Genomic DNA, 20,580 nt, shown 5'->3' with positions numbered 1-20,580 from the left:
AGCTTGGCATTGTCCGGTTCAAGCGTCGATGCGTCCGGGCGCATGGGCCGCCAGGACCCTGGCCACGAAGACCGAACACTCATCAGATGTGACCGTCACCAGCCGGGCAGGTAGTCCGGAAGGCAGAAACCCCTTGCGCCCGGCATTGCCGTCTACTACGTTGTAGTCGTAATCGAGAAAGCGCTTTCCTGCGTTCTGGCGGGACCCCTGAGCGCGGCAATCACCAGTGGAATCGGAAGACATGACGGACAGCACCCTCATCAGGTGGATCGATGGACAGGCCCCGGCAGAAATCAGCGGCGGAACAACGTGGGGCATGCCGTTCGCCCGCGGCTCAGTGCCCGGCGCTGATGCACTTTCGGTGGCGGACGCCGCCGGCGCTCCCCTCCCCAGCCAGGCGTGGCCGTTGGCCACGTGGCCGGACGGCTCCCTGAAATGGGCGGGAATCGCCCTCCCGGCGACGGACACCCCGTCGGAAACCTACCGGGTGCGGACCGGCGCCGGTACGCCCGCCGCAGCAGGCCGGCAGGCGCCGGAAGGTACGGCCGTCAAGGTCACCGAGGATGCCGGCGCGCTGACAGTTGATACCGGCGTCTTGCAGATGGTGATCAACCGCAGCGGATCCACCCTGTTCAGCAGCCTGTCCAGGGACGGCAGGCCCGTTGCCCGCGACGCACGGCTGGTCAGCCTGCTGCAGGACGGCGTTCCCGAAGGGGCCGGAACCGCAGGCCGGAAGGCCTTCACCGGCGAGGTGACCGCCGTCGTCCTGGAACAAGCCGGGCCCGTGCGCGCGGTGGTGCGGCTGGAAGGGCGCCACCACCCCGACCTGGCGGACTACGCGCATCGCGACTGGCTGCCGTTTGTGGTGCGCTTCTACTTCCACGCCAACGCCCGCAGCGTGCGCATGGTGCACTCCTTCATCTGGGACGGGGACCCGGAGCAGGACTTCCTGGCCGGCCTCGGCGTCCGGTTCAGCGTGCCGCTGGAGGCTGAACTGCATGACCGGCACGTCCGGATCGCCGGGGCCGACGGCGGGTTCCTCACCGAGGCCGTGCGCGGCCTGACCGGGCTGCGCCGGGACCCCGGCGCGGACGTACGGGAGGCGCAAATCGCCGGCCGCGCCACTCCCCCCACGGAGGCATGGAACCCCGAGGTCTCAGGCCGGCTGCACCTCATCCCCAGCTGGGGCGACTACACCCTTACCCAGCTCAACGCGGACGGATTCGAACTGCGCAAGCGGACCACCGGCGGCCGTGGCTGGGTGGGAATCTCCGGCGGCACCCGCTCGGCAGGCTTCTGCTCCCTGAGCGACACCCGCGGAGGCCTGGGCGTGGGAATCAAGGATTTCTGGCAGTCCCACCCGGGCCAGCTGGACATCCGCGGCGCTGCTACCGGCGAGGCAACCCTGACGGCATGGCTGTTCTCCCCCGAAGCCCAGCCCATGGACCTGCGGTTCTACCACGACGGCCTGGGCCAGGACACGTTCGAGGAGCAGCTCGAGGGGCTCGAGATCACCTACGAGGACTACGAACCCGGATTCGGCAATCCCACCGGCATTGCCCGCACCCACGAGGTGACCCTGTTCGCCTATGACGCCACCCCGTCCACCGTGGGCCTCGCCGCCGACGCCGCCGCCGCGTCCACCCCGGCGCTGCTGCAGGCCACACCGGAATACCTGCACTCCGTGGGCGTCTTCGGTGACTGGGACCCGGTGGACCGCAGCACTCCCGCACGTGCCCGGCTGGAGGACCAGCTGGACTTCCTCTTCGACTTCTACGCCGGCCAGGTGGAGCAGCGCCGCTGGTACGGCTTCTGGAACTTCGGCGACGTGATGCACACGTATGACTTCGACCGGCACGTGTGGCGCTACGACGTGGGCGGATACGCCTGGGACAACTCCGAGCTCTCCCCCGACCTGTGGTTGTGGTACTCCTACCTCCGCTCGGGCCGGGCAGACATCTTCCGCTTCGCCGAGGCAATGACCCGGCATACCGGCGAGGTGGACGTGTACCACCTGGGGCCATGGAAGGGCCTGGGTTCCCGGCACAACGTCCAGCACTGGGGCTGCAGCGCCAAGCAGCTGCGGATCAGCACCCCCGCCTACCGCCGCTTCTACTACTACCTCACGGCCGACGAGCGCACCGGAGAACTGCTGAGCGAACTGGTGGACAGCGACCGGAACTTCCTGGGCCTGGATCCGGTCCGCAAGGTGCGCCCCGATGCTGCCACCTACCGGCCCAACCGGGGCGCCCTGGGCGTCGGGCTGGGGACAGACTGGGGATCCCTGGCCGCTACCTGGCTCACCGACTGGGAACGCACCGGTAACCCATGGTCCCGGGACCGGCTGCTGGGCACCATGGCGGACATCGGCGCGCTGAAGTACGGCTTCCTCACCGGCGAAGCCTTGTACGACCTGGACAAAGGCCGGTTCGACACTGGCCGCGAACAGATCCAGGTCTCACACCTCAGCGCCGTCTTCGGGCTGGTGGAGATCTGCAGCGAACTGGTGGACCTGGTGCCGGATGCGGACTTCGAACGGGCCTGGCTGCAGTACTGCCGCCTGTTCCTGGCCACCAAGGAGGAGCAGGTGGAAGCGGTCGGCCAGCCCTTGGAGGGCGTCTACCTGACGCAGGCGCACAGCCGGCTGACGGCGTACGCGGCGGCAAGGTTGCAGGATCGTGACCTCGCAGCCCGGGCCTGGGACAGTTTCACCGAGGGTGGCGAGCACCTGAACCACGGATCCGCCTTCACGCTGCGCCGGATCGAGCCACCCCACGTACTACTGCCCGTGGACGAGGCACCCACCGTCTCCACCAATGACACGGCGCAGTTCGGGCTGGCGGTGATCCAGAACCTGGCATTGGTGGGCAAGTACCTGGACTGACAAGTCCACCGCCGCGGACAAACGGGCGACGACGGCACCTGGCCAGGTGCCGTCGTCGCCCGTTTCCGTTCGCAGGAGCGTCAGGCGCGTCCGCCGACGACGGTGCCATCCTGGACTACGTATTCCAGGTGGTCGGCGATGTCCGCCAGCACGGCAATGTCCTCCACCGGGTCCGCCGAGAGCACCAGCACATCAGCGTCCGCTCCGGGGGCGATGACTCCCAGTTCACCCGGGCGGCCCAGCAGTTCGGCGGCGGTGGTGGTCGCGGACCGGATGGCGTCGATGGCCGGCTGGACCTTGCCCAGCAGCCGGAACTGCTCGTTCTGGTGCCGGTGCATCCCGCCCAGCAGGTCCGAGCCGTACACCATCTTCACGCCAGCCTCGTGCGCCCGGGCGATCGCTTCCAGGCCGCTGCTGAGGACTGAATCCACCTTTGCCCACATCTCCTCGGTCAAGCCAAACTCCTTGCCTTCTTCCTTCAGCGCCCAGTAAGTCACCAGGGTGGGCACCAGGAAGGCATCCCTCTCCAGGAAGAGCCGCAGGCTCTCGTCGTCAAGGAGGTTGCCGTGTTCAATGGACCTGACCCCAGATTCGAGGGCGCGGTTGATGGCCCGGGCCGTGTAGGCGTGGGCTGCCACGTAGCGGTTGGCCGCTTCCGCTTCTTCGACGGCGGCCCGCATCTCCTCGAGCGAGTACTGGGTGGAGTCGATGCGGTCCGTCGGGGAAGACACACCTCCGGACGCCATGATCTTGATGTGGTGGGCCCCCTTGCGGAGCTCGTCGCGGGCAGCGGCGCGCACGGCGTCCACGCCGTCCGCCACCCGCCCGATGCCACAGCATCCCCGGCCGTTGGGTTCGTGGTCCTCGCCGGGAAGGCGCATGTCGCCGTGGCCACCGGTCTGGCTGAGGGCGCGGCCGCAAAAGTGCAGCTTCGGCCCCTCCAGGAGCCCCTCGGCCTGGGCTTTCGCCAGGCCAAAGTCGGCGCCTGAGAGGTCGCGCACGGTGGTGAAGCCCCGGCTCAGCATGCCCTGCATGATCCTCGCAGTCTGGGCGTACACGTACGAGGCGGGCGTCCAGGTCAAGGACCGGAAGTCCGCGCTGGAAGCCACCACGTGGACGTGGGCGTCAATGAGGCCGGGAATGACGTATTTGCCCGTGCCATCGATGACCCGCGCATTATCCGGCGCTTCCGCACCAGGCCCAACGCTGCGGATTTTTCCGTCGGAGGTCACGACGTCGGCCAAGGAGAAGGTGCCGGCATGGATATCCAGGACGTGGGCGTTCCTGATGACGAGTGGTTCGGTGGAGGAGGTCACGGGAGGACTGCATCCTTTCCTGTCGTAATGGTTTGGTCTGAATCGATGAAGGCTGCGGCAAGCCTTTCGGATGCAGCGGACACTGCCGCGGACGCCGCGTCCAGGCTGTGGCCGGTGTACTGCCCCTCGGCGTCGAGCAATGCCAGGACGCCCACCACCTCGCCGTGGCTTGTCACCGGGATGTTGATCACTGCGCCGCAGCCCAGGGACTGGATCAAGGCGACGTCCGTGAACACCTCCGCGAGGGCGGCGGCATCGGAAGCGAGGAACGGCTGCTGGTTGGCTATGACGGTGTCAAGCCAGCCCTCGGAGATTTCCACCGACTTTTCGGCACCCAGCGGGTAGTCCACCGGGTGGCTGGTGGAGACCCTTCGGAGCACGGAGGGCCCCGGCAGCCAGCGCAGCGCGGTGAACAGGATGACGCCCGGTTCGCGGCGGAGGTGCTCGTAGATTTCCTGGAAGGCGGGGTTGGGATCCTGCGTCATTTGCCGCCTCCCAACACGGCAGCCTGCTCGGGTTCGGTGCGGGCATTGATGTCTTCCAGCGATTTGCCCGCCGTGGACGTTCCGAAGATGACGACTCCGAGAACGCCCACGGCCAGGACCACTGTGGTCATGGTGAACACGCCGCCGAAGCCGAGCGTTGCGGCGAACACACCGATGATGGACGGCGCCAGGATGCTGCCCACGCGCCCTACCGCGCTGGCCAGTCCGACGCCGGTGGCGCGCATCCAGGTGGGGAAGAGTTCCGGGGTGTAGGCGTAAACCCCGGCGTAGGTGCCGTTGAGGAAGAAGGACAGCGTTGCCGCGGCCACCAGGATCATCCCGGAATCGTTGGACTGGCTCAGCCAGAACGCACTGAGGGCCGAGCCCGCCAGGTACAGGGCGATGGTGTTCTTGCGGTCGATCCGGTCGCACAGCCAGGCCGCGGAGAAGTAGCCGGGGATCTGCGCAAGGTAAATGATGATGGAGTATTCGAAACTCTTGGTGACGGTAATTCCGCGCCCCACCAACAAGGTGGGGATCCAGGAAAAGAATCCGTAGTAGGAGAAGGTGATCACGAACCAGATCAGCCAGATCACGGCGGTCCTCCGACGCAGGGCGGGAGACCACATGACCTTCAGGGCGTTCCAGATGCTGATCTTCTGCCCGTGTTTGGTGATGTCTTCCCCACCGGCTTCCACCACCGGAAGCTCCTTGCCGGTGGCGAGGAGCACCTTCTGCTCGAACCCTTCCACCACCCGTTCAGCCTCCGCCGCACGGCCCTGGCTCATGAGGAAGCGGGGTGATTCGGGAAGGCTGCGGCGCCACCAAAGAAGCAGGAGGATGGGGACGGCGGTAATGACCTGGGCCCACCGCCAGCCGTCGTCACCCAGGGGAACCACAAACCGGCCGATGAGTGCCGCGGCCACGAAGCCGAACGAAAAGAACCCGGCCAGGGTCCCGATGAACCAGCCGCGCCGCTTGGGCGGAATGAACTCCGAAAGGAACGGGGCGATGATGACGCTCTCCGCGCCGGCCCCGAGTCCCGCCAGGACCCGGGCAACAAGGAAGACTTCGAAGTTCGGGGCGACGGCGGCCACCACGGACATGGCGCAGTAAAAGGCAAGCGCCCACAGCATGACCTTCTTCCGGCCGAACCGGTCACCCAGCCAGCCGGACAGGATGGCACCGAAGAAGAAGCCCAGCGGCGCCGCCGAGCCGACCAGGCCCAGGCTTGCGGTGCTCAGGCCCCAGATCTCCTGGATGCGCGGCAGCAGGAAGGCCACCACGGCGCCATCCATGCCGTCAAAGGAGTAACCGAGCCCTCCGATGAGGAGGAGCTTGTAGTGTGGACGACTGAGTGGGAGCCGGTCCAGGCGTGCTGTGAGAGACATTGGGAATCCTGCCGAAGTGGGCCAAGTTGTACAGTTTTTAGGATTTGCACAGATCTGTGCATGTAAATTGAAGTTACGTGCATCACTTGCGGAGGTCAATAGGTGAAACAAGAAGTTAACAGCGCCACCTTGACCGAATGGCTCGATGGCCAGGCCCAGGGGCGGAAGCTTGCGGCCCGCCAGCTGCAGGTCTTGGGCGTCCTTCGCTCCCAGCCGCGGCTGGCTTCCTACGGCTCCGTCAGCGACATAGCCGCCGCAGCGTCGTCGAATGCCTCAACCGTGACCCGGACCGCCCAGACGCTCGGCTTCAAGGGCTGGGCGGAGTTCCAGTTCGAACTCCGTTCCCGCTTCCTGGCGTCCTTGAGCGCCGTGGAGATCGCCGCACAACACAACGGCCATGTGAGCAGCCCGGCGCAGGCATCCCTGACCACAGACCGGTCCAACCTGGCCCACTTGGAGCGGACCGTGGACCCTGCCGTGATCCATGCCGTTGCGGAGGCCATGGCAGGTGCGCGGCAGACCCTCATCGTCGCCGCCGGCAGCTATGCCATTCCGGGCAAGGCGCTGGAGCACAACGGCATCATCGCCGGCTATGACGTCCGGCTGCTGGATGCCGATGTGGCAGCGTTGACCAATGCGGTCGCGCGCCTGACCCCGGACGACCTGGTCATTGCCATCAGCCTCTGGCGGGTCTATGACAGCACAGTCCGCGCCGTGGACATCGCCCATCAGCTCGGGGCCCGGATCGTCAGCATCACCGACACCGCAAGTTCGCCGGTGGCAGCGCACGCCGTTCATAAGATCGTGGTCCCCGCCGAAAGCGCGGGCTTCTTCCCCTCCCTCACGGGAGCCGTTGCCGCAGTGCAGGCGGTGGCCGTCGAGCTGGCCTCCCTGGACCGTGAACGGTCCACCCGGAGCATTGCGGCCTCGGAGCGGACCTGGGACCAGATGCGGATCATGCATCCGCGGCCGAGCACATAAAAAGACGGCCGCCCCGCCCCCGGATGGGGCGGAGCGGCCGCGCTTTCTTCTCCGTGCTACTTGGCCTTGCCGGCGTAGTAGACCGCCGGCAAGGCCGGGGCCTGCATGCCCTCACCGAGGAAGAAGCTCGGGTGCGGGGGCTGGTTGTAGCCCACGGTCTCGCGCGCTACGCCGGTCCGGTACATGGGATCGTGCATCAGGGTGCGGAGCCGGACGTCGGTGTGTGAGGTGCTGGTATAGATCCGCAACTCGGTGCTGTCAGCCGACGGGAACACCAGCTCTTCGCGCCAATCGCCCAGGAGGTCCGCCTGCAGCGACGGGTTGCCCTTGGTGTAGTTGTTGGTGCGGGCGCCGGTGGCGGTCAACAGCCGGTCGCTGGACTCCGTTTCCCAATTCCACTTGGAAATGGTGGGCACGCCATAGCCGGCCACGGCGTCGAAATCGTGGTCCACGATCTCGCGCAGCAGGTCGCCGTCCCACCAGGCCATGAAGTTGGCGGCAGGAATCTTGTCGGAAATCCGCTCACCCTTGGCGGACATCAGGTAGCCGACGGTGGAGTTCCACGCGGCGTCGCCACCCACCGCCCAGCTCTCCGAACCCGGGAAACGGGGGTCGATGTCGCCGGTGGCGCCGCGGCCGGTGTCCTTGAAGGCCGGGATGCTCCACAGGACCTCACCGGTGGCGGCGTCACGGAAGGTGGCACCGCGGTTTCCACTCGACCGCATGTCCTCGTGCACCGCGAACGTTTCCAGGCCGGGCCGGGAGGGATCGAGGTCGCCGGTATGGATGGCGTCGCCGTGACCCAGCTTGGTGTTGTACAGCGGCTTGCCGTCGTCGTCGATGGTCATGGAGCCAAAGACGAACTCATCCTTGCCGTCCTGGTCCACGTCCGCCACGGAGAGGTTGTGGTTGCCCTGGCCCTTGTATTCGGCCCCGGCAGCGTCGGAATCGAACTTCCACCGCTTGGCCAGCTTGCCGTTCACCAGGTCATAGCTGACCAGGACGGTACGGGTGTAATAGCCGCGGCTGAACATCATGGACGGATGCTCGCCGTCGAGGTATGCCACAGCACTGAGGAACCGGTCCACGCGGTTGCCGTAGCCGTCTCCCCAGGCGGTGACGGCGCCGCGGGGCGGATCATAGGGAACGGTGTCCATGACGGTGCCGGCAGCCCCATTGAACACCGTGAGGAATTCCGGCCCGGACAGGACATAACCCGCGCTGTTGCGGTAGTCAGCCGCGGGGTCGCCAATGACGGTGCCCGCGGCATCCGTAGTGCCGTCCGCGGTCTTGAAGGCAACTTCGGCCTTGCCGTCGCCGTCGAAGTCGTAGGCGAGCATCTGGGTGTAGTGGGCACCGGCGCGGATGTTGCGGCCCAGGTCGATGCGCCAGAGTTTGGTGCCGTCCATCTTGTAGGCGTCCACGTAGACGTTCCCGGTGTACCCGGACTGAGAGTTGTCCTTCGCGTTGGAGGGATTCCACAGCTGGATGATTTCGTAGGCGCCGTCGCCGTCCAGGTCTGCCACGCTCGAGTCGTTGGCACTGTAGGTGTAGGCCTGCCCCGCCGGGGTGACGCCGTCGGCCGGCTTGTCCAGCTTGATGGGCAGGTAGTTTTGGGCCAGCGGACTGAACCCGGCGCTCAGCTTGTCCTGCCCCTCGCCGTTGCCCACGGTCTTGATGACGTACGTGGAGTCCGCCTTGCCTGCGCGGTCCACGTAGGTGGTGGTGCCACGAACGGGTTGATCGGTGATCTGGACGCCGTCGCGGATGACGCGGAAGCCCACGCTGTCCTTGTCCAGGCCCAGCATCCGCCAGCCCAGCGAGACGCCCTGGTCCGTCAGGACGGCGACCGGGGCCCGGTCAAGGCTTTCCACCTGCCGCTTCAGCTGCTGCCCTGCCGGCGCTGCCGGGACAGCCGGGGAGCCGGAATTTGCCGGCGTTGCGGGAAGTGCCGGCGCCGCGGGGTCCGCGGCCGCTGATGGAAGGCCGGTGAAGGCAATCGCTGCCGCCGCCAGGGCGGCAGCAGCAGCCTTCGGCGCCCTGCCCGTCCGGGGCGTCGGGGAATACATTGAGGGGTTTGCCAAAAGAACATCTCCTTTGATGCGGCGGCAGCACAGGGCACCGCCCAGCCATTTTGGAACGTTTCATTAACAGTGGACAGTCCCCCTTACGAGTGATTTTGAGGAGGATTGCTGCGAGGAAACGCTTTCTGCCCTTAACGTCTATCAGCGCCTGACAATTTCAGTCAAGGCTTTGACGGGATCCTAATGGGAGAAATTGTTCTGTTACGTTTCTTTCCGTTCGCCGGCGTTTCGCTGGTGGGTGGCCTGTCGCTGGACCGGCGCGACAAGGAGGACCTGGTGACCGTCACCCTGGAGCACCCGGTGCTGCGGCAACGCCAAGGCCAGATCCAGACCATGACCGGCCGCACCCAGCCGGCCATCCTGACCGCATTCGTGGACGCGCTCATCGACGCCCTGGACCAGCTTGCCTGACGGCGGTCCCGCTACTTCCGCGCGGCTGCCCGCAGCAGGGGCAGGGTCCGGGTGGGCATCACTTCCACCAGAGACATCGCGGTGCTGGTGCGGACGACGCCGTCGATGGCCAGCATCGCGTTGGTGATCCGGTGGAGATCGGCGGGGTCCTTCGCAGCCACTTTGGCGAGCAGGTCCGCGTCCCCGGTCGTGGCGTGCATTTCGATAATTTCCGGGGTGGTCTGCAGTGCCGCTACGGCCTGGTCGCTGGATGACTGGCTGATGGAAATCGAGATGAAGGCAACCAGCGGCAGCCCCAGCGCCGCTGTGCGCACCCGCTGGCTGAAAGGGGCCAGGCTGCCGTCGTTCACCAGCCGCCTCAGCCTGGCGTGCACGGTGTTACGGGCCACGCCCAACGTCCGGGACAGTGAAAGGACGGTGGCTTGGGGGTCCTGGTCGAGTGTGAGGAGGATCTCGGCGTCCAGGGCATCAATGTGGTGCATAGTGAGCATTTTGCCACTTTCCCGGCAAGTAAATGCCTGATCTGTCCTGCCCGGGACGTCTGTGTTGCGCAGACGTCCTGCCTCACCCCACCATGCTGTCCATGACCGCTACCCTTCCCGATGCCGCCATGCCGGAACTCCGTGCCGCCGTCGCCCAGCTGCCCGCCTACGTGGCAGGCAAGGGCGCGCAGACTGATTTGACGGCCGCCCTGGCCGCCAACGAGAGCCACTTCGCTCCCCTGCCGTCGGTTGTGGAGGCGATTTCGGCGGAAGCGGGCCGGATCCACCGGTACCCCGGCATGGGAGCGCCGGAGGCCCGGGAAGCCATTGCCCGGCATTTCGGTGTCGCAGCCGAGGAAGTCGCTGCCGGCCCGGGCAGTTCCGGGGTGCTCCAGCAGATGATTTCGGCCGTGTGCGGCCACGGCGACGAAGTGGTGTTCGCATGGCGCTCCTTCGAGGCCTACCCCATCCTGGTGGCGGTGGCCGGCGCCATTTCGGTGCCCGTGCCGCTCCTGGCCAATGAGCAGCACGACCTTCCCGCCATGGCGGCTGCCATCACGGACCGCACCCGGCTGGTGATCCTGTGTTCGCCCAACAACCCCACGGGGGTCTCCATCAGCGCCGGCCAGCTGGAGGAGTTCCTCCAGTCCGTCCCGCCGCGGGTGCTGGTGGTGCTGGACGAGGCCTACATCGAGTTCCAGCGCGGACCCGGCGTTGATGCCCTGGATTTCTACCGCCGGTACCCCAACCTTTGTATGCTGCGCACTTTCTCCAAGGCCTACGGACTCGCCGGCCTGCGGATCGGCTACGCGATCGCCCGGCCGCAGATCGCGGAGGGCCTCCGGCGCACCGCCGTGCCGTTCGGCGTGAACAGGATGGCGCAGGCCGCCGCGGTTGCCTCCCTTGCGGCCGGGGACGAAATCCTCCGGCGGACGGAGGCGGTGGCGGCTGAACGCAGCCGGGTCATCAACGCCCTCCGCGGCCATGGCTGGGACGTACCGGACAGCCAGGCGAACTTCTACTGGCTCCGCGCATCCGACGAGCTCCGCGAACAGGTCCTCGCCGCCCTGGGTGAGGCCGACATCCTGGCCCGCGGCTACGCAGCGGACGGCGTCCGGATTACGCTTGCGGACCCGGTCACGAACGACAGGGTGCTTGCCGTCCTTGCCAATCGTGGACGCTTCCTGCCCCAGACGGGCGCGGCCCAGTGAGCGCCCCCGCGGAAACCCCCGCCGCACCCAGCATGGACGGCCGCGGGCACCAGGAAGGGCCGACGGCGGCGCGTCCAGGGCCGTCGTCGGCCGTCCGCCATTCGGCAGTCGAGGACGTCCTGGGCATCCTTACCGGCACCTTCGCAGCATCCTTGGGTTTGTTCCTGCTCAAGTCGAGCGGGGCGGTGACGGGCGGAACCGCCGGCCTGGCGCTGCTGGTCAGCTACACCGTACCTTTGCCGTTCGGCATCATCTTCTTTGCGGTCAACCTGCCGTTCTTCGCCTTGGCAGTCTGGAAGAAGGGCTGGGATTTCGCCCTTCGGACCGGGGCGGCCATCGCACTGGTCTCGGTCCTGGCCGGCGTGCACCCGGCCGCATTCGGCTCCGTGCACCTGGACCCGCTGTACGGCGTGCTGGGCGGAAACCTGCTCGCCGGCGTCGGGCTGCTGATCCTGTTCCGGCACAAATCCAGCCTGGGCGGTTTCAACATCCTGGCCCTGCTCCTGCAGGAGAAGTTCGCGTGGCGCGCAGGCTACGTCCAGATGGTGCTTGACGTGGCCATCGTCCTGGCATCCCTCGTCCTCGTTGCTCCGCTGATGGTGGTCCTGTCCGCGGTGGGCGCCACCCTGTTGAACCTGGTCCTGGCCCTGAACCACCGGCCCGGCCGCTACCTGGGAATGTAAGCGGACAAGGGCCCATCCCGGCGACGGGAACTGCTATATTCTGTTCACTTGAATTTCCGGGCCAGGGGAGCCCGGATACAGCACGTCGAACGGCCCCACTGTGACTTCCAACAGCATCTCTTCACTTCCGGAATCAGCGGAGGATCTTAGCCCCGCGTACCTCAACTGCCCCACCGGGCTGGTGGAATATTTCTTCTCCGACGGTATCTTCCGCTGGTCTGATGACCTGTACCGCATTTACGGCTACGAGCGTGGCGACGTCATCCCCTCGATGGACATGGCCCTCGCCCACATCGAACCGGACGACAGGCCCACCGTGCAGGCGTTCTGGGACCGCGTGGCGGCATCGGGCGGCCCGTCATCGATCTACGTGTCCATCCGGGACCGAAAGGACCGGCAGCACAAGCTGCTCTTCTCGGCGGACTTCATCATCGAAAACGGTACCCCGGTGGGCGTCTGGGGTGTGGTGGTGGATCTGACCCAATCGATCCATACGGACCGGCACCAGCTGGCAACGGAAGCAGTCGCCGCCTCGGCCCGCAACCGCGCGGTCATCGAACAGGCAAAAGGCATCCTGATGGGCCGCACCGGCGTCACCGCGGACGAAGCCTATGAGCTGATCAACCAACAAAGCCAGTCGCTGAACAAGAAGGTCCATGCGATTGCGCACGAAATCGTGGACCGGGCCGCACAGCATTCCCGCAGCCCACAGGACTGACGCACTGGCAGGGCCCTGAAATATCCTGGCGCGGCCCGGTGTTGCCGCCCGTATGACAACAATCGGAATCATCGGTGCAGGACATATTGGCAGCCAGGTTGCACGGAAGGCCGTGGAGCTGGGCTACGACGTGGTCATCAGCAACTCCCGAGGGCCGGAAACCCTCCAGGAACTGGTGGCTGAGCTTGGCCCCAAGGCCCGCGCCGCCACCGCAGCCGAGGCTGCGGCCGCCGGGGACTTTGCCGTGGTCACCGTGCCGCTGAAGAACTACAAGGACATTCCGGCCGAGCCGCTGGCCGGCAAGATTGTCATCGACACGAACAACTACTACTGGGAGCGGGACGGCAGGATTCCCGCCCTGGACAACGGCGAGGCCACCACCTCCGGCCTGCTCCAGGAGCACCTGCCCGAGTCCAAGGTGGCCAAGGGATTCAACCACATCATGGCCAAGGACATCACCTCCGACGGAACTCCGGCGGGAACCGAAAACCGGCGTGCGCTGGCCACCGCCAGCGACTACCCGGAGGCCGCCGAACTGGTCACGCGCCTGTACGACGAGTTCGGTTTCGACACGGTCAACGTCGGCCCGCTCTCGGAAAGCTGGCGGGTGGAGCGTGACCGCCCGGCCTACGTGAAGCGGCAGACGGCCGCTGAGCTGACCGCCAACCTGGCCAAGGCCCCGCGGACCATCTGACCCTGCAGCAGCGGGTTCAACCACTGGCCGGCAGGTCCTCCTGCCGGCCAGTGGTGCGCTCGGTGGCGCGTGGCGGGTCCTCGATGAGCCGGCTGCAGGGCAGAAAGGGACCAAGGAAAGAAGCAATTGAAAGCCGCCCCGAAGGCGGGGAGGTACCCGATCTGCTTACAATCGAAACCTCTGACCACTACTGAGGGACCCATGAAGAAACTCGCCACAGCCCTGTTTGCCGCCGGCCTCGTTGCCTCCGCCACGGCCTGCTCCGCCTCGCACCAACTGACCACCGCTGAAACCTGTGAGCGGATCCAGGCTGTTGTGTCGAACCCCGCCAACAACGCCGGCAAGACGGGCATGAACAACCTCGCCAACCAGATCCGCCCCATCCACGCCGTTGCGTCGGACGATCTCAAGCCCGCCCTCGCTTCGATCCTTGCGTACACGGATGAGCAGGCCAAGGAGAACCCGGACAAGGACAAGCTCGCCGATCTCCAGTCCGGCTACCAGGAGGCCGGCAGCACCTACAGCAAGTTCTGCGGCCAGGCCGCCGGCTAGGCTGCCGGGCGAAGGAACCGGCCGCCCCTCCGGGCGGCCGGTGACCTTTCAGAGCGTCGCCGGGTCTGTATTCGCGCCGCACAGGATCACGGCAACACGTTCATCCTTCCCGGGCACGTAAGCCCCGGAGGCCAGCGCGGCGTAGGCGGCTGCGGCGCCATGCTCCACCACAATCCGGTAGTCGTTCCACAGCGCGGAGCGGGCGGCGACGATTTGTTCATCGGAGACCAGGACGCTTTTGACGCCGCAGCGGACCGCGACGGAGAAGCCGATGTCGCCTATGCGGCGGGCACCCAGGGAGTCCGCGGCGACGCCCGATACCGCGACGTCCACCTGTTCCCCTGCCGCCAGGGCGGCGTGGAGGGTGGGCGCAGTTTCCGGTTCCACAGCCACCACTTTGGCGCGGCCTTCCACTGCGGCAGCCACGCCGGCCATCAGTCCCCCGCCGCCCACGGCCACCAGGACGGTGTCCACCTCCGGCACCTGTTCCAGCAACTCGGAGCCCACGGTCCCGGCGCCGGCGGCAATTTCCGGCTGGTCGTAGGCATGGCAGTAGACGGCGCCGGTCTTCTCTGCGTGCGCAATGGCGGCCTGATAGGCGGCCGCGTACTCTGAACCGCCCTGGACCACGGTGGCACCGATGGCCCTGAGCTTGCCGACTTTGACGGCCGGTGCCGCTTCAGGAACGAAGACCGTTGCAGGCACCCCGAGCTGGGCCGCCGCATAGGCGTTTGCCAGGCCCGCGTTCCCGCCGGATGCCACCACCACCCCCACGTCCGCCTGCAGTTCACCCCGTTCCTTGCTGGCCAGGATCCGGTTCAGGGCGCCGCGGGCCTTGAACGTGCCCGTGTGCTGCATGAATTCGCATTTGAACCAGACCGGGCCGGCGGCGGTGCCGGCATCAGCCTGCAGGACTGGTGTCCTGCGGACAAGGCCCGCTGTCCGCTGCGCGGCCTGGTCGATGTCAGCGCGGGTGATCATTGTCAGACTTCGTCATCCCAGGTGCCCGGCTCCGCCAGCGCCTCTTCGGGCTTCTGTTCCGGGTCAGCCTCTTCGCCACCCACATACGATGCCGGGACCGTTCCGGCAGCATGGCCCTGCTGTTCCTCGCGGATGTTGGATGCTCCCGGCTGTTCCAGGTGCTGGCCGGACTGCGGGGCCTTGGTGACGTCGTCCTTGGTTTCGTCCTTGGCCCCGTCCGGGTCGCCCGGCCCGCGGAGGTCTGCGGTGTTCTGGGGATCGTCGCTGGAAACGGTCATGGTCCTGCCTTTCACCTGGGAACTGCTGTACCGGCCGGGGAACCCCCGACCGGCTTCCAGCCTACGGCCTGGGATTTCGTATTCGATGAAACCTTCACGTCATCCCGGTCCGGCTCCGCCCGGCGTCGTATCCTGCTGTGGACGATGGCCGGCATGGCCAGCCGCCCACCCAGAACCCGGAGCCGAGCATGACTGCAGTCCAGATCATCCCGCTGGTGATACTCGTGGTGATGTTTGTTGCCGCCACCAAGTGGCCGCTGAACATCGGCGTGATGGGACTCGTGGCGTCCTTCGGCGTCGGGTACTTCATGCTGGGCATGTCGGACAGGCAGATCCTTGAGGCCTTCCCGGCCACGATCGTCCTGACCATCATTGGCGTCACGTATTTCTTCAGCATGGCCCAGCGGAACGGAACGATCGACCTCATCGTCAAGGGCTGCGTGCGCATGGTCCGCGGCAAGATGCTGCTGCTCCCATGGGTGTTCTTCCTGATCGCGGCCTCCCTCACTTCCCTGGGCACGTTCTCCCCCGCCGCGATTGCGCTGCTGGCACCGGCCGCCATCGGATTCGCCTATGAATCCCGCATCCACCCGGTGGTCATGGGCGCCTTCATCGTTAACGGCGCCCACGCAGGCGGGTTCTCACCGCTGTCCGTGGCCGGCGTCCTGGTCCACGACATTGCCCTCCGGAACGGCTTCCCGATCTCCCAGGCGGGCCTGTTCCTGGCCAGCTTCGCGCTGAACCTGCTCCTCTCGGTGCTGACCATCGCCTTGTTCGCCCTGCTGGGCAGGCTGCGCGACGGCGCGGGCGTCCGGGGCCAGGACATCGACACCGCTACCGGCCGCCCGCATGGCCAGCAGGTGCTGACGCTGGCACTGATTGCCGGCATGCTCGTCTGTACCCTCGGCTTCCACATGCCCATCGGCTTCGTTGCGCTCTCCGCGGGCCTCCTGCTGGCCTTCATTAACGTCAGGGAACACCGGTCGTTCATCGGCGGGATCTCCTGGTCCACCGTCCTGATGGTGGCCGGCATGATCACCTATGTGTCCCTGCTGCAGCATGTAGGCATGATCGACACTCTCGCCGGGGAGGCCCTGGCACTCGGTGCGCCGCTGCTGATCGCCCTCATCCTGTGCTACGTGATTGGCGTCGGCTCCGCTTTCGCCTCCTCCACCGCCCTGTTGACCGCCTTCATCCCGCTGGCCGGCCCGCTGCTGGCCACGAGCTCGCTCAGCCCTTCCGGGACCATTGCCGCGCTGGCCGTCGCCGCCACCGTCGTCGATGTCTCCCCCTTCTCCACCGACGGCGCCCTGGTGGTGGCCAACGCCCGCGACAACGACCGCCCGCGGGTCTACAAGCAGCTGATGTTCTATGCGGGCGGCGTGGTCCTGGTGGCTCCGGCGCTGGCGTGGGCACTGCTGGTACCTACCGGGGTCATGTAGGCGGCTGACTCCGGGCGGCCTGCCCGGGCCCCGGCCGTTCCCCACCCTGTGAATTGCGCCTCACCCGGGACGTTGCGCCCAGGCGCGGCGTTAAACGGGGCATCGGAGGAGGCCGGATGATCATTGTGCTGACAGGCATCGACGGATCGGGGAAGTCGACGGCGGCCCGTGCCCTGGTCGCCGGTGTCCGGGCCCGGGGAGGCCGGGCCCGGTTGGTCAACAACCATGCGGGCCGGCGTGTCATGTCCCTGCTGGCCGCCAGGTTGGGAGTTGGCTTGCCCGCCAGGTTGTCCGACGCCGTCGAGACCGTCCTCAGGGTGGGCAACGTGCTGGTTTCACACCTGCGCGCCAGCCGCTACGACGGCTTGGTTGTCATGGACCGGCACCTCTACTGCCAGCTGGCGCTGCGAACCGCCAATGGACTGCCACGGGGCCGGTTGCTTCCATGGTTGCTCGCCCGCCTCCCGGAACCGGACGCCATCTTCCACCTGGACATCGAACCCGCCGAAGCATACCGCCGCATCGTTGCACGAGGCACGGATTCCGAGACCCTTGATGACCTCGCCGCATTCCAGTCGGGATACCGGGAACTGCCGGAGTACGCGGGGTTCGTGAAGCTGGACGCCTCGGTCCCGGCCCATGAGCTGGCAGCCGACCTGGCCTCGCGCCTGGCGCTGCCTGCAGTCACAAAGCCGGATTAGACTTCCGTATTGTGGAATTTGGTTTTCCTCTTGCGGAATAGTGTGACCGGGATTACGTTGGAAACGAGCCCCGAAAACGGGCTGTTCCCAATTGATAGGCAAAGGTCAATGAAGATCCCTAACCCTGAGGCACTGAAGGCGAGTTCGGTGCCCGCGAAGAGGAAGCCGCTGTATAAGTCGCTCTTCTTCCAGATTCTGATCGCCGTCGTGGCAGGTGTGCTCATCGGGCATTTCTGGCCGGACCTCGGATCCCAACTGAGGCCGCTTGGAGATGGCTTCATCAAACTCATCAAGATGATCATCGCGCCGCTGATCTTCCTGGTGATCGTCACCGGAATATCGGCCGTTGGCGACGTCAAAGCGGTCGGCCGGGTTGGCGTCAAGGCCCTGCTCTACTTCACCGGGGCCACGCTGTTCGCCCTTGTCTTCGGCCTGATCGTGGGCAACATCGTCCAGCCGGGCGCCGGGCTGAACATCGACCCGTCCACCCTCTCCCAGGCGGACCTGGACGCGAAGACCGGTTCCGCGGCACCCAAGGATGCGGCGTCGTTCATCCTGGACATCATTCCCGCCAGCGTCATCGGCGCCTTCGCCAGCAACAGCCTCCTCCAGGTCCTCTTCTTCTCCGTCTTCTTCGGGGCAGCAATCGTCGTGATCGGCCGCGAGCGGTGCATGCCGGTGGTCAACGTCATGGAAACGATCCTGGAACTGATCTTCAAGATCATGGCCTGGATCATGAAAGTGGCTCCCCTCGGCGCGTTCGGTGCCATGGCCTTCATCATCGGCCAATACGGGCTGGACACGCTGAGCACGTATGCGGTCCTGATTGCCGCCTGCTACGGCGCTGCGCTGGTGTTCATTGGCCTGCTGTTCGTCGTGGCCTGGGGCTTTGCCCGGGTGCCGCTCTGGCATTTCCTCAAATACACCCGGGAAGAATTCCTGCTGGCCCTGGGCACAGCGTCCACCGAAGCGGTGATGCCCCGGATCATGACCAAACTGACCAACGCGGGCTGCTCCCGCGCCACCACGGGCCTGGTGGTTCCCACCGGCTACTCCTTCAACCTGGACGGCGCGGCGATCTACCTGTCGATCTCCCTGCTGTTCCTTGCCCAGGCCTTCGGCCACCACCTTGACCTGGGCCAGCAGCTGGCGGCCCTGGGCGTACTGCTGCTGACATCCAAGGGCATGGCAGGGGTCCCGGGGTCGTCGTTCCTGGCCCTGTCGGCCACGGCCGCCGCACTGGGCATCTTCCCGGTAGCCGGCGTCGCGCTCCTCCTCGGCGCCGACCGGCTCATGGACTCGATGCGCGTGGTGGTGAACCTGCTGGGCAACTGCGTGGCAACGTTCGTGGTGTCCAAGTGGGAGGGGCAGTTCGACCACAGCGTCATGGTGCGGGCCTTCAAAGGTGAAATCACCAACCACGACTCCGCGATCCTGCTCGGCAAGGAAGAGGATTTCGAAGGCCAGGAGCTGCAGCGCCTGACCGAAGGCCAGGAGCCTTCGCCGAAGTTCCGCGGCGCGCCAACCCGCGACGTCATCCCCGAACTCCCGGCGGACGGGAGTGCCCGCGTAGGGTTCGGCAGCAAGGCACAGTAGGCATCCTGCCCGGCAGGTAAAGGCAAAAAAGGGGAAGGCCAGGACAGCGACGTCCTGGCCTTCCCCTCTTTCCTGGCACTGCCGGCCAGGCGTCCGGCCCCCCGCCGCCGGCACGCCGCCCCCTTGACGGCTCCGTGTGGAATAATCCGAGGAAGTGGTCCTAACCGGACCGCTCCAGACGAAGGAGGGGCTGGATGTCCGCCACACCCGGCAACACGGCGCAGGCGGCCACCGCGCCCATCAATAACACCCAGGTCCCCAAGCATGAGCAGCTCCGGCTCATCATCCTCAAACTTGCCAAGGAGGAGCTGGAGCCCGGCGCCCGGCTTCCCAGCGAGCGGACCCTCATGGATTCCTACGGCGTCAGCCGCATCACCGTGCGCGCCGCGATCGGCCGCCTGGTCAACGAAGGGCACTTGGTGCGGGTTCCGGCGAAGGGGACGTTCGTGGCGGACTCCCCGGTCCAGTCCACGCTGCACCTGGCTTCGTTCACGCAGGAGATGGAGGCGATGGGCCACGTCCCCAGCACGGTGGTCCTGGTGGCCGAACAGGTCCCGGCCCCCGAGGACACGGCCGCCGCACTCAGCCTCGCCCCGGGCGCGGAGGCGTTCCACCTGAAGCGGCTCCGCCTTGCGGACGGCCGGCCCGTGAGCGTGGACGACGCCTGGTACAACCCCCAGCATGCGCCGGGACTGCTGGGCATCGACCTCACCGGCTCCGTCTACAAGGCCCTGGCCGCGCAGTTCGGCCACCAGATCGACCGGGCGCGCCAAAGCGTCCGGTCCGAGGGCGCCCCGGCCGACATCGGGGCACTCCTGGGGACTGGCACCGGAGCGCCGGTGCTGGCGTTTGACCGCGTGTCCTATTCGGGCGCGCTGGCCATCGAGCATTCGCGCTCCTGGTACCGCTCGGACCGCTATTCCCTCAGCATGGAGGTCCGCTTGTGAGTCGGTTCAGCCGAGCGTAAACAGCAGCTCGCCGGCACTGACGGTCCCGGCCTCCACCAAGGTGGCAGTGTCCGGCTTGGTATCCAGGACGACGACGGGGCTCACCATTGAGTAGCCCGCAGCCAGGGCTGCAGTGGGATCCACATGCATGACCGGCTCTCCGGCCCCGACCACGTCGCCTTGCGCCACAAGCACCTTAAAGCCTTCGCCCTTGAGCTTGACGGTGTCGATGCCGACGTGCGTCAGGACGCCACGGCCTGACGACTCGACCACCACGAACGCGTGCGGCAGCATCTTGACCACTTTCCCTGCGACTGGGGACACGACGTCGAACGCCACCCCGGCGGGCGGCTCCACGGCTGCGCCGGAACCCACCATCTGGCCTGCGAATACGGGGTCCGGCACGTCGGCCAGCGGAATGACCGACCCGCCGATGGGGGCATAGACCGGCAAGGACTGCGCCACTAGAGGAGGTCCTCGATGTCTTCGGCCAGTGTGTCCGCCTCCGGGCCCACAATGACCTGCACGGCGGTGCCGGCGGCCAGGACGCCATGGGCTCCCGCAGCCTTGAGCGAGGCCTCATTGACCAGTGAGGAGTCCTTCACCTCGGTGCGCAGCCGCGTGATGCACGCTTCCACTTCCACGATGTTGCCGGCTCCGCCCAGGCCTTCGATGATTTTTTCTGCTTTGGACATGGCTGCCCTTTCTGACGGTGCCCGCACGGAGCACATCTTCCTCCACCT

The 20,580-nt window shown here is 66.6% G+C and carries 22 protein-coding genes; 12 read left to right on the top strand and 10 right to left on the bottom strand.

Translation table 11 applies throughout. The features are described 5' to 3' along the window. Nucleotides 1-18 precede the first annotated feature (18 nt). On the bottom strand, nt 19-243 hold the full coding sequence (locus C563_RS22375) for a hypothetical protein (RefSeq protein WP_155845098.1): 225 nt from the start codon (nt 241-243) through the stop codon (nt 19-21). Between C563_RS22375 and C563_RS0104825 the strand changes: the two genes are divergently transcribed. After that, nucleotides 242-2,884, top strand: coding sequence for an exo-rhamnogalacturonan lyase family protein (locus tag C563_RS0104825; protein ID WP_018760907.1), 2,643 nt, complete (start codon nt 242-244; stop codon nt 2,882-2,884). The two genes, C563_RS22375 and C563_RS0104825, sit on opposite strands and share 2 nt — an antisense overlap. 80 nt (nt 2,885-2,964) lie before the next feature. Here C563_RS0104825 and C563_RS0104820 read toward each other — a convergent pair whose 3' ends face one another. Genes C563_RS0104820 through C563_RS0104810 form a run of 3 tightly spaced genes read right to left on the bottom strand, consistent with a single transcriptional unit; the run spans nt 2,965 to nt 6,076 of the window. Then, complete coding sequence (locus tag C563_RS0104820; RefSeq protein ID WP_018760906.1) at nt 2,965-4,200, bottom strand: metal-dependent hydrolase family protein; 1,236 nt, start codon at nt 4,198-4,200, stop codon at nt 2,965-2,967. Then, a complete protein-coding gene (locus tag C563_RS20880) occupies nt 4,197-4,685 on the bottom strand; it encodes a GAF domain-containing protein (RefSeq protein WP_018760905.1) in 489 nt (162 codons plus the stop codon). The genes C563_RS0104820 and C563_RS20880 overlap by 4 nt, the downstream gene beginning before the upstream one ends. Continuing rightward, on the bottom strand, nt 4,682-6,076 hold the full coding sequence (locus C563_RS0104810) for an MFS transporter (RefSeq protein WP_018760904.1): 1,395 nt from the start codon (nt 6,074-6,076) through the stop codon (nt 4,682-4,684). Before C563_RS0104810 ends, C563_RS20880 begins: the two co-directional genes overlap by 4 nt. A 102-nt stretch (nt 6,077-6,178) precedes the next feature. On the opposite strand from C563_RS0104810, the gene C563_RS0104805 reads away from it, so the two are divergent. After that, on the top strand, nt 6,179-7,057 hold the full coding sequence (locus C563_RS0104805) for a MurR/RpiR family transcriptional regulator (RefSeq protein WP_018760903.1): 879 nt from the start codon (nt 6,179-6,181) through the stop codon (nt 7,055-7,057). A 56-nt stretch (nt 7,058-7,113) separates the two neighbouring features. Here C563_RS0104805 and C563_RS0104800 read toward each other — a convergent pair whose 3' ends face one another. Beyond that, complete coding sequence (locus tag C563_RS0104800) at nt 7,114-9,126, bottom strand: rhamnogalacturonan lyase (protein WP_018760902.1); 2,013 nt, start codon at nt 9,124-9,126, stop codon at nt 7,114-7,116. A gap of 198 nt (nt 9,127-9,324) precedes the next feature. Here C563_RS0104800 and C563_RS0104795 point away from each other — a divergent pair, with 198 nt between their 5' ends. After that, the gene (locus C563_RS0104795; protein ID WP_018760901.1) at nt 9,325-9,552 is read left to right on the top strand and encodes a hypothetical protein; all 228 of its coding nucleotides are present in this window, start codon (nt 9,325-9,327) and stop codon (nt 9,550-9,552) included. 11 nt (nt 9,553-9,563) lie between these two features. Here C563_RS0104795 and C563_RS0104790 read toward each other — a convergent pair whose 3' ends face one another. Continuing rightward, nucleotides 9,564-10,043, bottom strand: a complete 480-nt coding sequence (locus C563_RS0104790) for an Lrp/AsnC family transcriptional regulator (RefSeq protein ID WP_026264371.1) — start codon at nt 10,041-10,043, stop codon at nt 9,564-9,566. 83 nt (nt 10,044-10,126) lie between these two features. Here C563_RS0104790 and hisC point away from each other — a divergent pair, with 83 nt between their 5' ends. From hisC to C563_RS0104765, 5 genes are all read left to right on the top strand, one after another. Continuing rightward, complete coding sequence (gene hisC / locus C563_RS0104785; protein ID WP_018760899.1) at nt 10,127-11,245, top strand: histidinol-phosphate transaminase; 1,119 nt, start codon at nt 10,127-10,129, stop codon at nt 11,243-11,245. A gap of 32 nt (nt 11,246-11,277) precedes the next feature. Continuing rightward, entirely contained in the window at nt 11,278-11,928 is a 651-nt protein-coding gene (locus C563_RS0104780) for a YitT family protein (protein ID WP_051083414.1), read from the top strand. 100 nt (nt 11,929-12,028) lie between these two features. Next, nucleotides 12,029-12,646, top strand: a complete 618-nt coding sequence (locus C563_RS0104775; protein WP_018760897.1) for a PAS and ANTAR domain-containing protein — start codon at nt 12,029-12,031, stop codon at nt 12,644-12,646. Nucleotides 12,647-12,671: 25 nt separating this feature from the next. Further along, the gene (locus tag C563_RS0104770) at nt 12,672-13,340 is read left to right on the top strand and encodes an NADPH-dependent F420 reductase (protein ID WP_331271247.1); all 669 of its coding nucleotides are present in this window, start codon (nt 12,672-12,674) and stop codon (nt 13,338-13,340) included. A gap of 201 nt (nt 13,341-13,541) precedes the next feature. After that, nucleotides 13,542-13,892, top strand: coding sequence for a hypothetical protein (locus C563_RS0104765; protein ID WP_018760895.1), 351 nt, complete (start codon nt 13,542-13,544; stop codon nt 13,890-13,892). 48 nt (nt 13,893-13,940) lie between these two features. Here the strand turns inward: C563_RS0104765 and C563_RS0104760 are convergent, their stop codons facing one another. Beyond that, a complete protein-coding gene (locus C563_RS0104760; RefSeq protein WP_018760894.1) occupies nt 13,941-14,873 on the bottom strand; it encodes a threonine/serine dehydratase in 933 nt (310 codons plus the stop codon). 2 nt (nt 14,874-14,875) lie between these two features. Next, nucleotides 14,876-15,151, bottom strand: a complete 276-nt coding sequence (locus C563_RS0104755; protein ID WP_018760893.1) for a hypothetical protein — start codon at nt 15,149-15,151, stop codon at nt 14,876-14,878. A 188-nt stretch (nt 15,152-15,339) separates the two neighbouring features. On the opposite strand from C563_RS0104755, the gene C563_RS0104750 reads away from it, so the two are divergent. From C563_RS0104750 to C563_RS0104735, 4 genes are all read left to right on the top strand, one after another. After that, nucleotides 15,340-16,593 carry an SLC13 family permease gene (locus tag C563_RS0104750; protein ID WP_018760892.1) on the top strand — a complete coding sequence of 418 codons (1,254 nt, stop codon included), beginning with the start codon at nt 15,340-15,342 and terminating at the stop codon, nt 16,591-16,593. A gap of 116 nt (nt 16,594-16,709) precedes the next feature. Beyond that, entirely contained in the window at nt 16,710-17,294 is a 585-nt protein-coding gene (locus C563_RS0104745) for a dTMP kinase (RefSeq protein ID WP_018760891.1), read from the top strand. A 108-nt stretch (nt 17,295-17,402) separates the two neighbouring features. Continuing rightward, entirely contained in the window at nt 17,403-18,890 is a 1,488-nt protein-coding gene (locus C563_RS0104740) for a C4-dicarboxylate transporter DctA (RefSeq protein ID WP_018760890.1), read from the top strand. Between the two features lie 194 nt (nt 18,891-19,084). Next, on the top strand, nt 19,085-19,837 hold the full coding sequence (locus tag C563_RS0104735) for a GntR family transcriptional regulator (RefSeq protein ID WP_018760889.1): 753 nt from the start codon (nt 19,085-19,087) through the stop codon (nt 19,835-19,837). Nucleotides 19,838-19,843: 6 nt separating this feature from the next. On the opposite strand, the gene C563_RS0104730 is transcribed toward C563_RS0104735, so the two are convergent. Both C563_RS0104730 and C563_RS0104725 read right to left on the bottom strand, forming a co-directional pair. Then, complete coding sequence (locus tag C563_RS0104730) at nt 19,844-20,302, bottom strand: PTS sugar transporter subunit IIA (RefSeq protein WP_018760888.1); 459 nt, start codon at nt 20,300-20,302, stop codon at nt 19,844-19,846. After that, the gene (locus tag C563_RS0104725; protein WP_018760887.1) at nt 20,302-20,532 is read right to left on the bottom strand and encodes a glucose PTS transporter subunit EIIB; all 231 of its coding nucleotides are present in this window, start codon (nt 20,530-20,532) and stop codon (nt 20,302-20,304) included. Before C563_RS0104725 ends, C563_RS0104730 begins: the two co-directional genes overlap by 1 nt. Nucleotides 20,533-20,580: the final 48 nt, after the last annotated feature.

Origin of the sequence: Arthrobacter sp. 135MFCol5.1, from assembly GCF_000374865.1 — a bacterium.
GTDB lineage: Bacteria > Actinomycetota > Actinomycetes > Actinomycetales > Micrococcaceae > Arthrobacter.
This window is presented reverse-complemented; position numbering and strand designations above follow the sequence as displayed.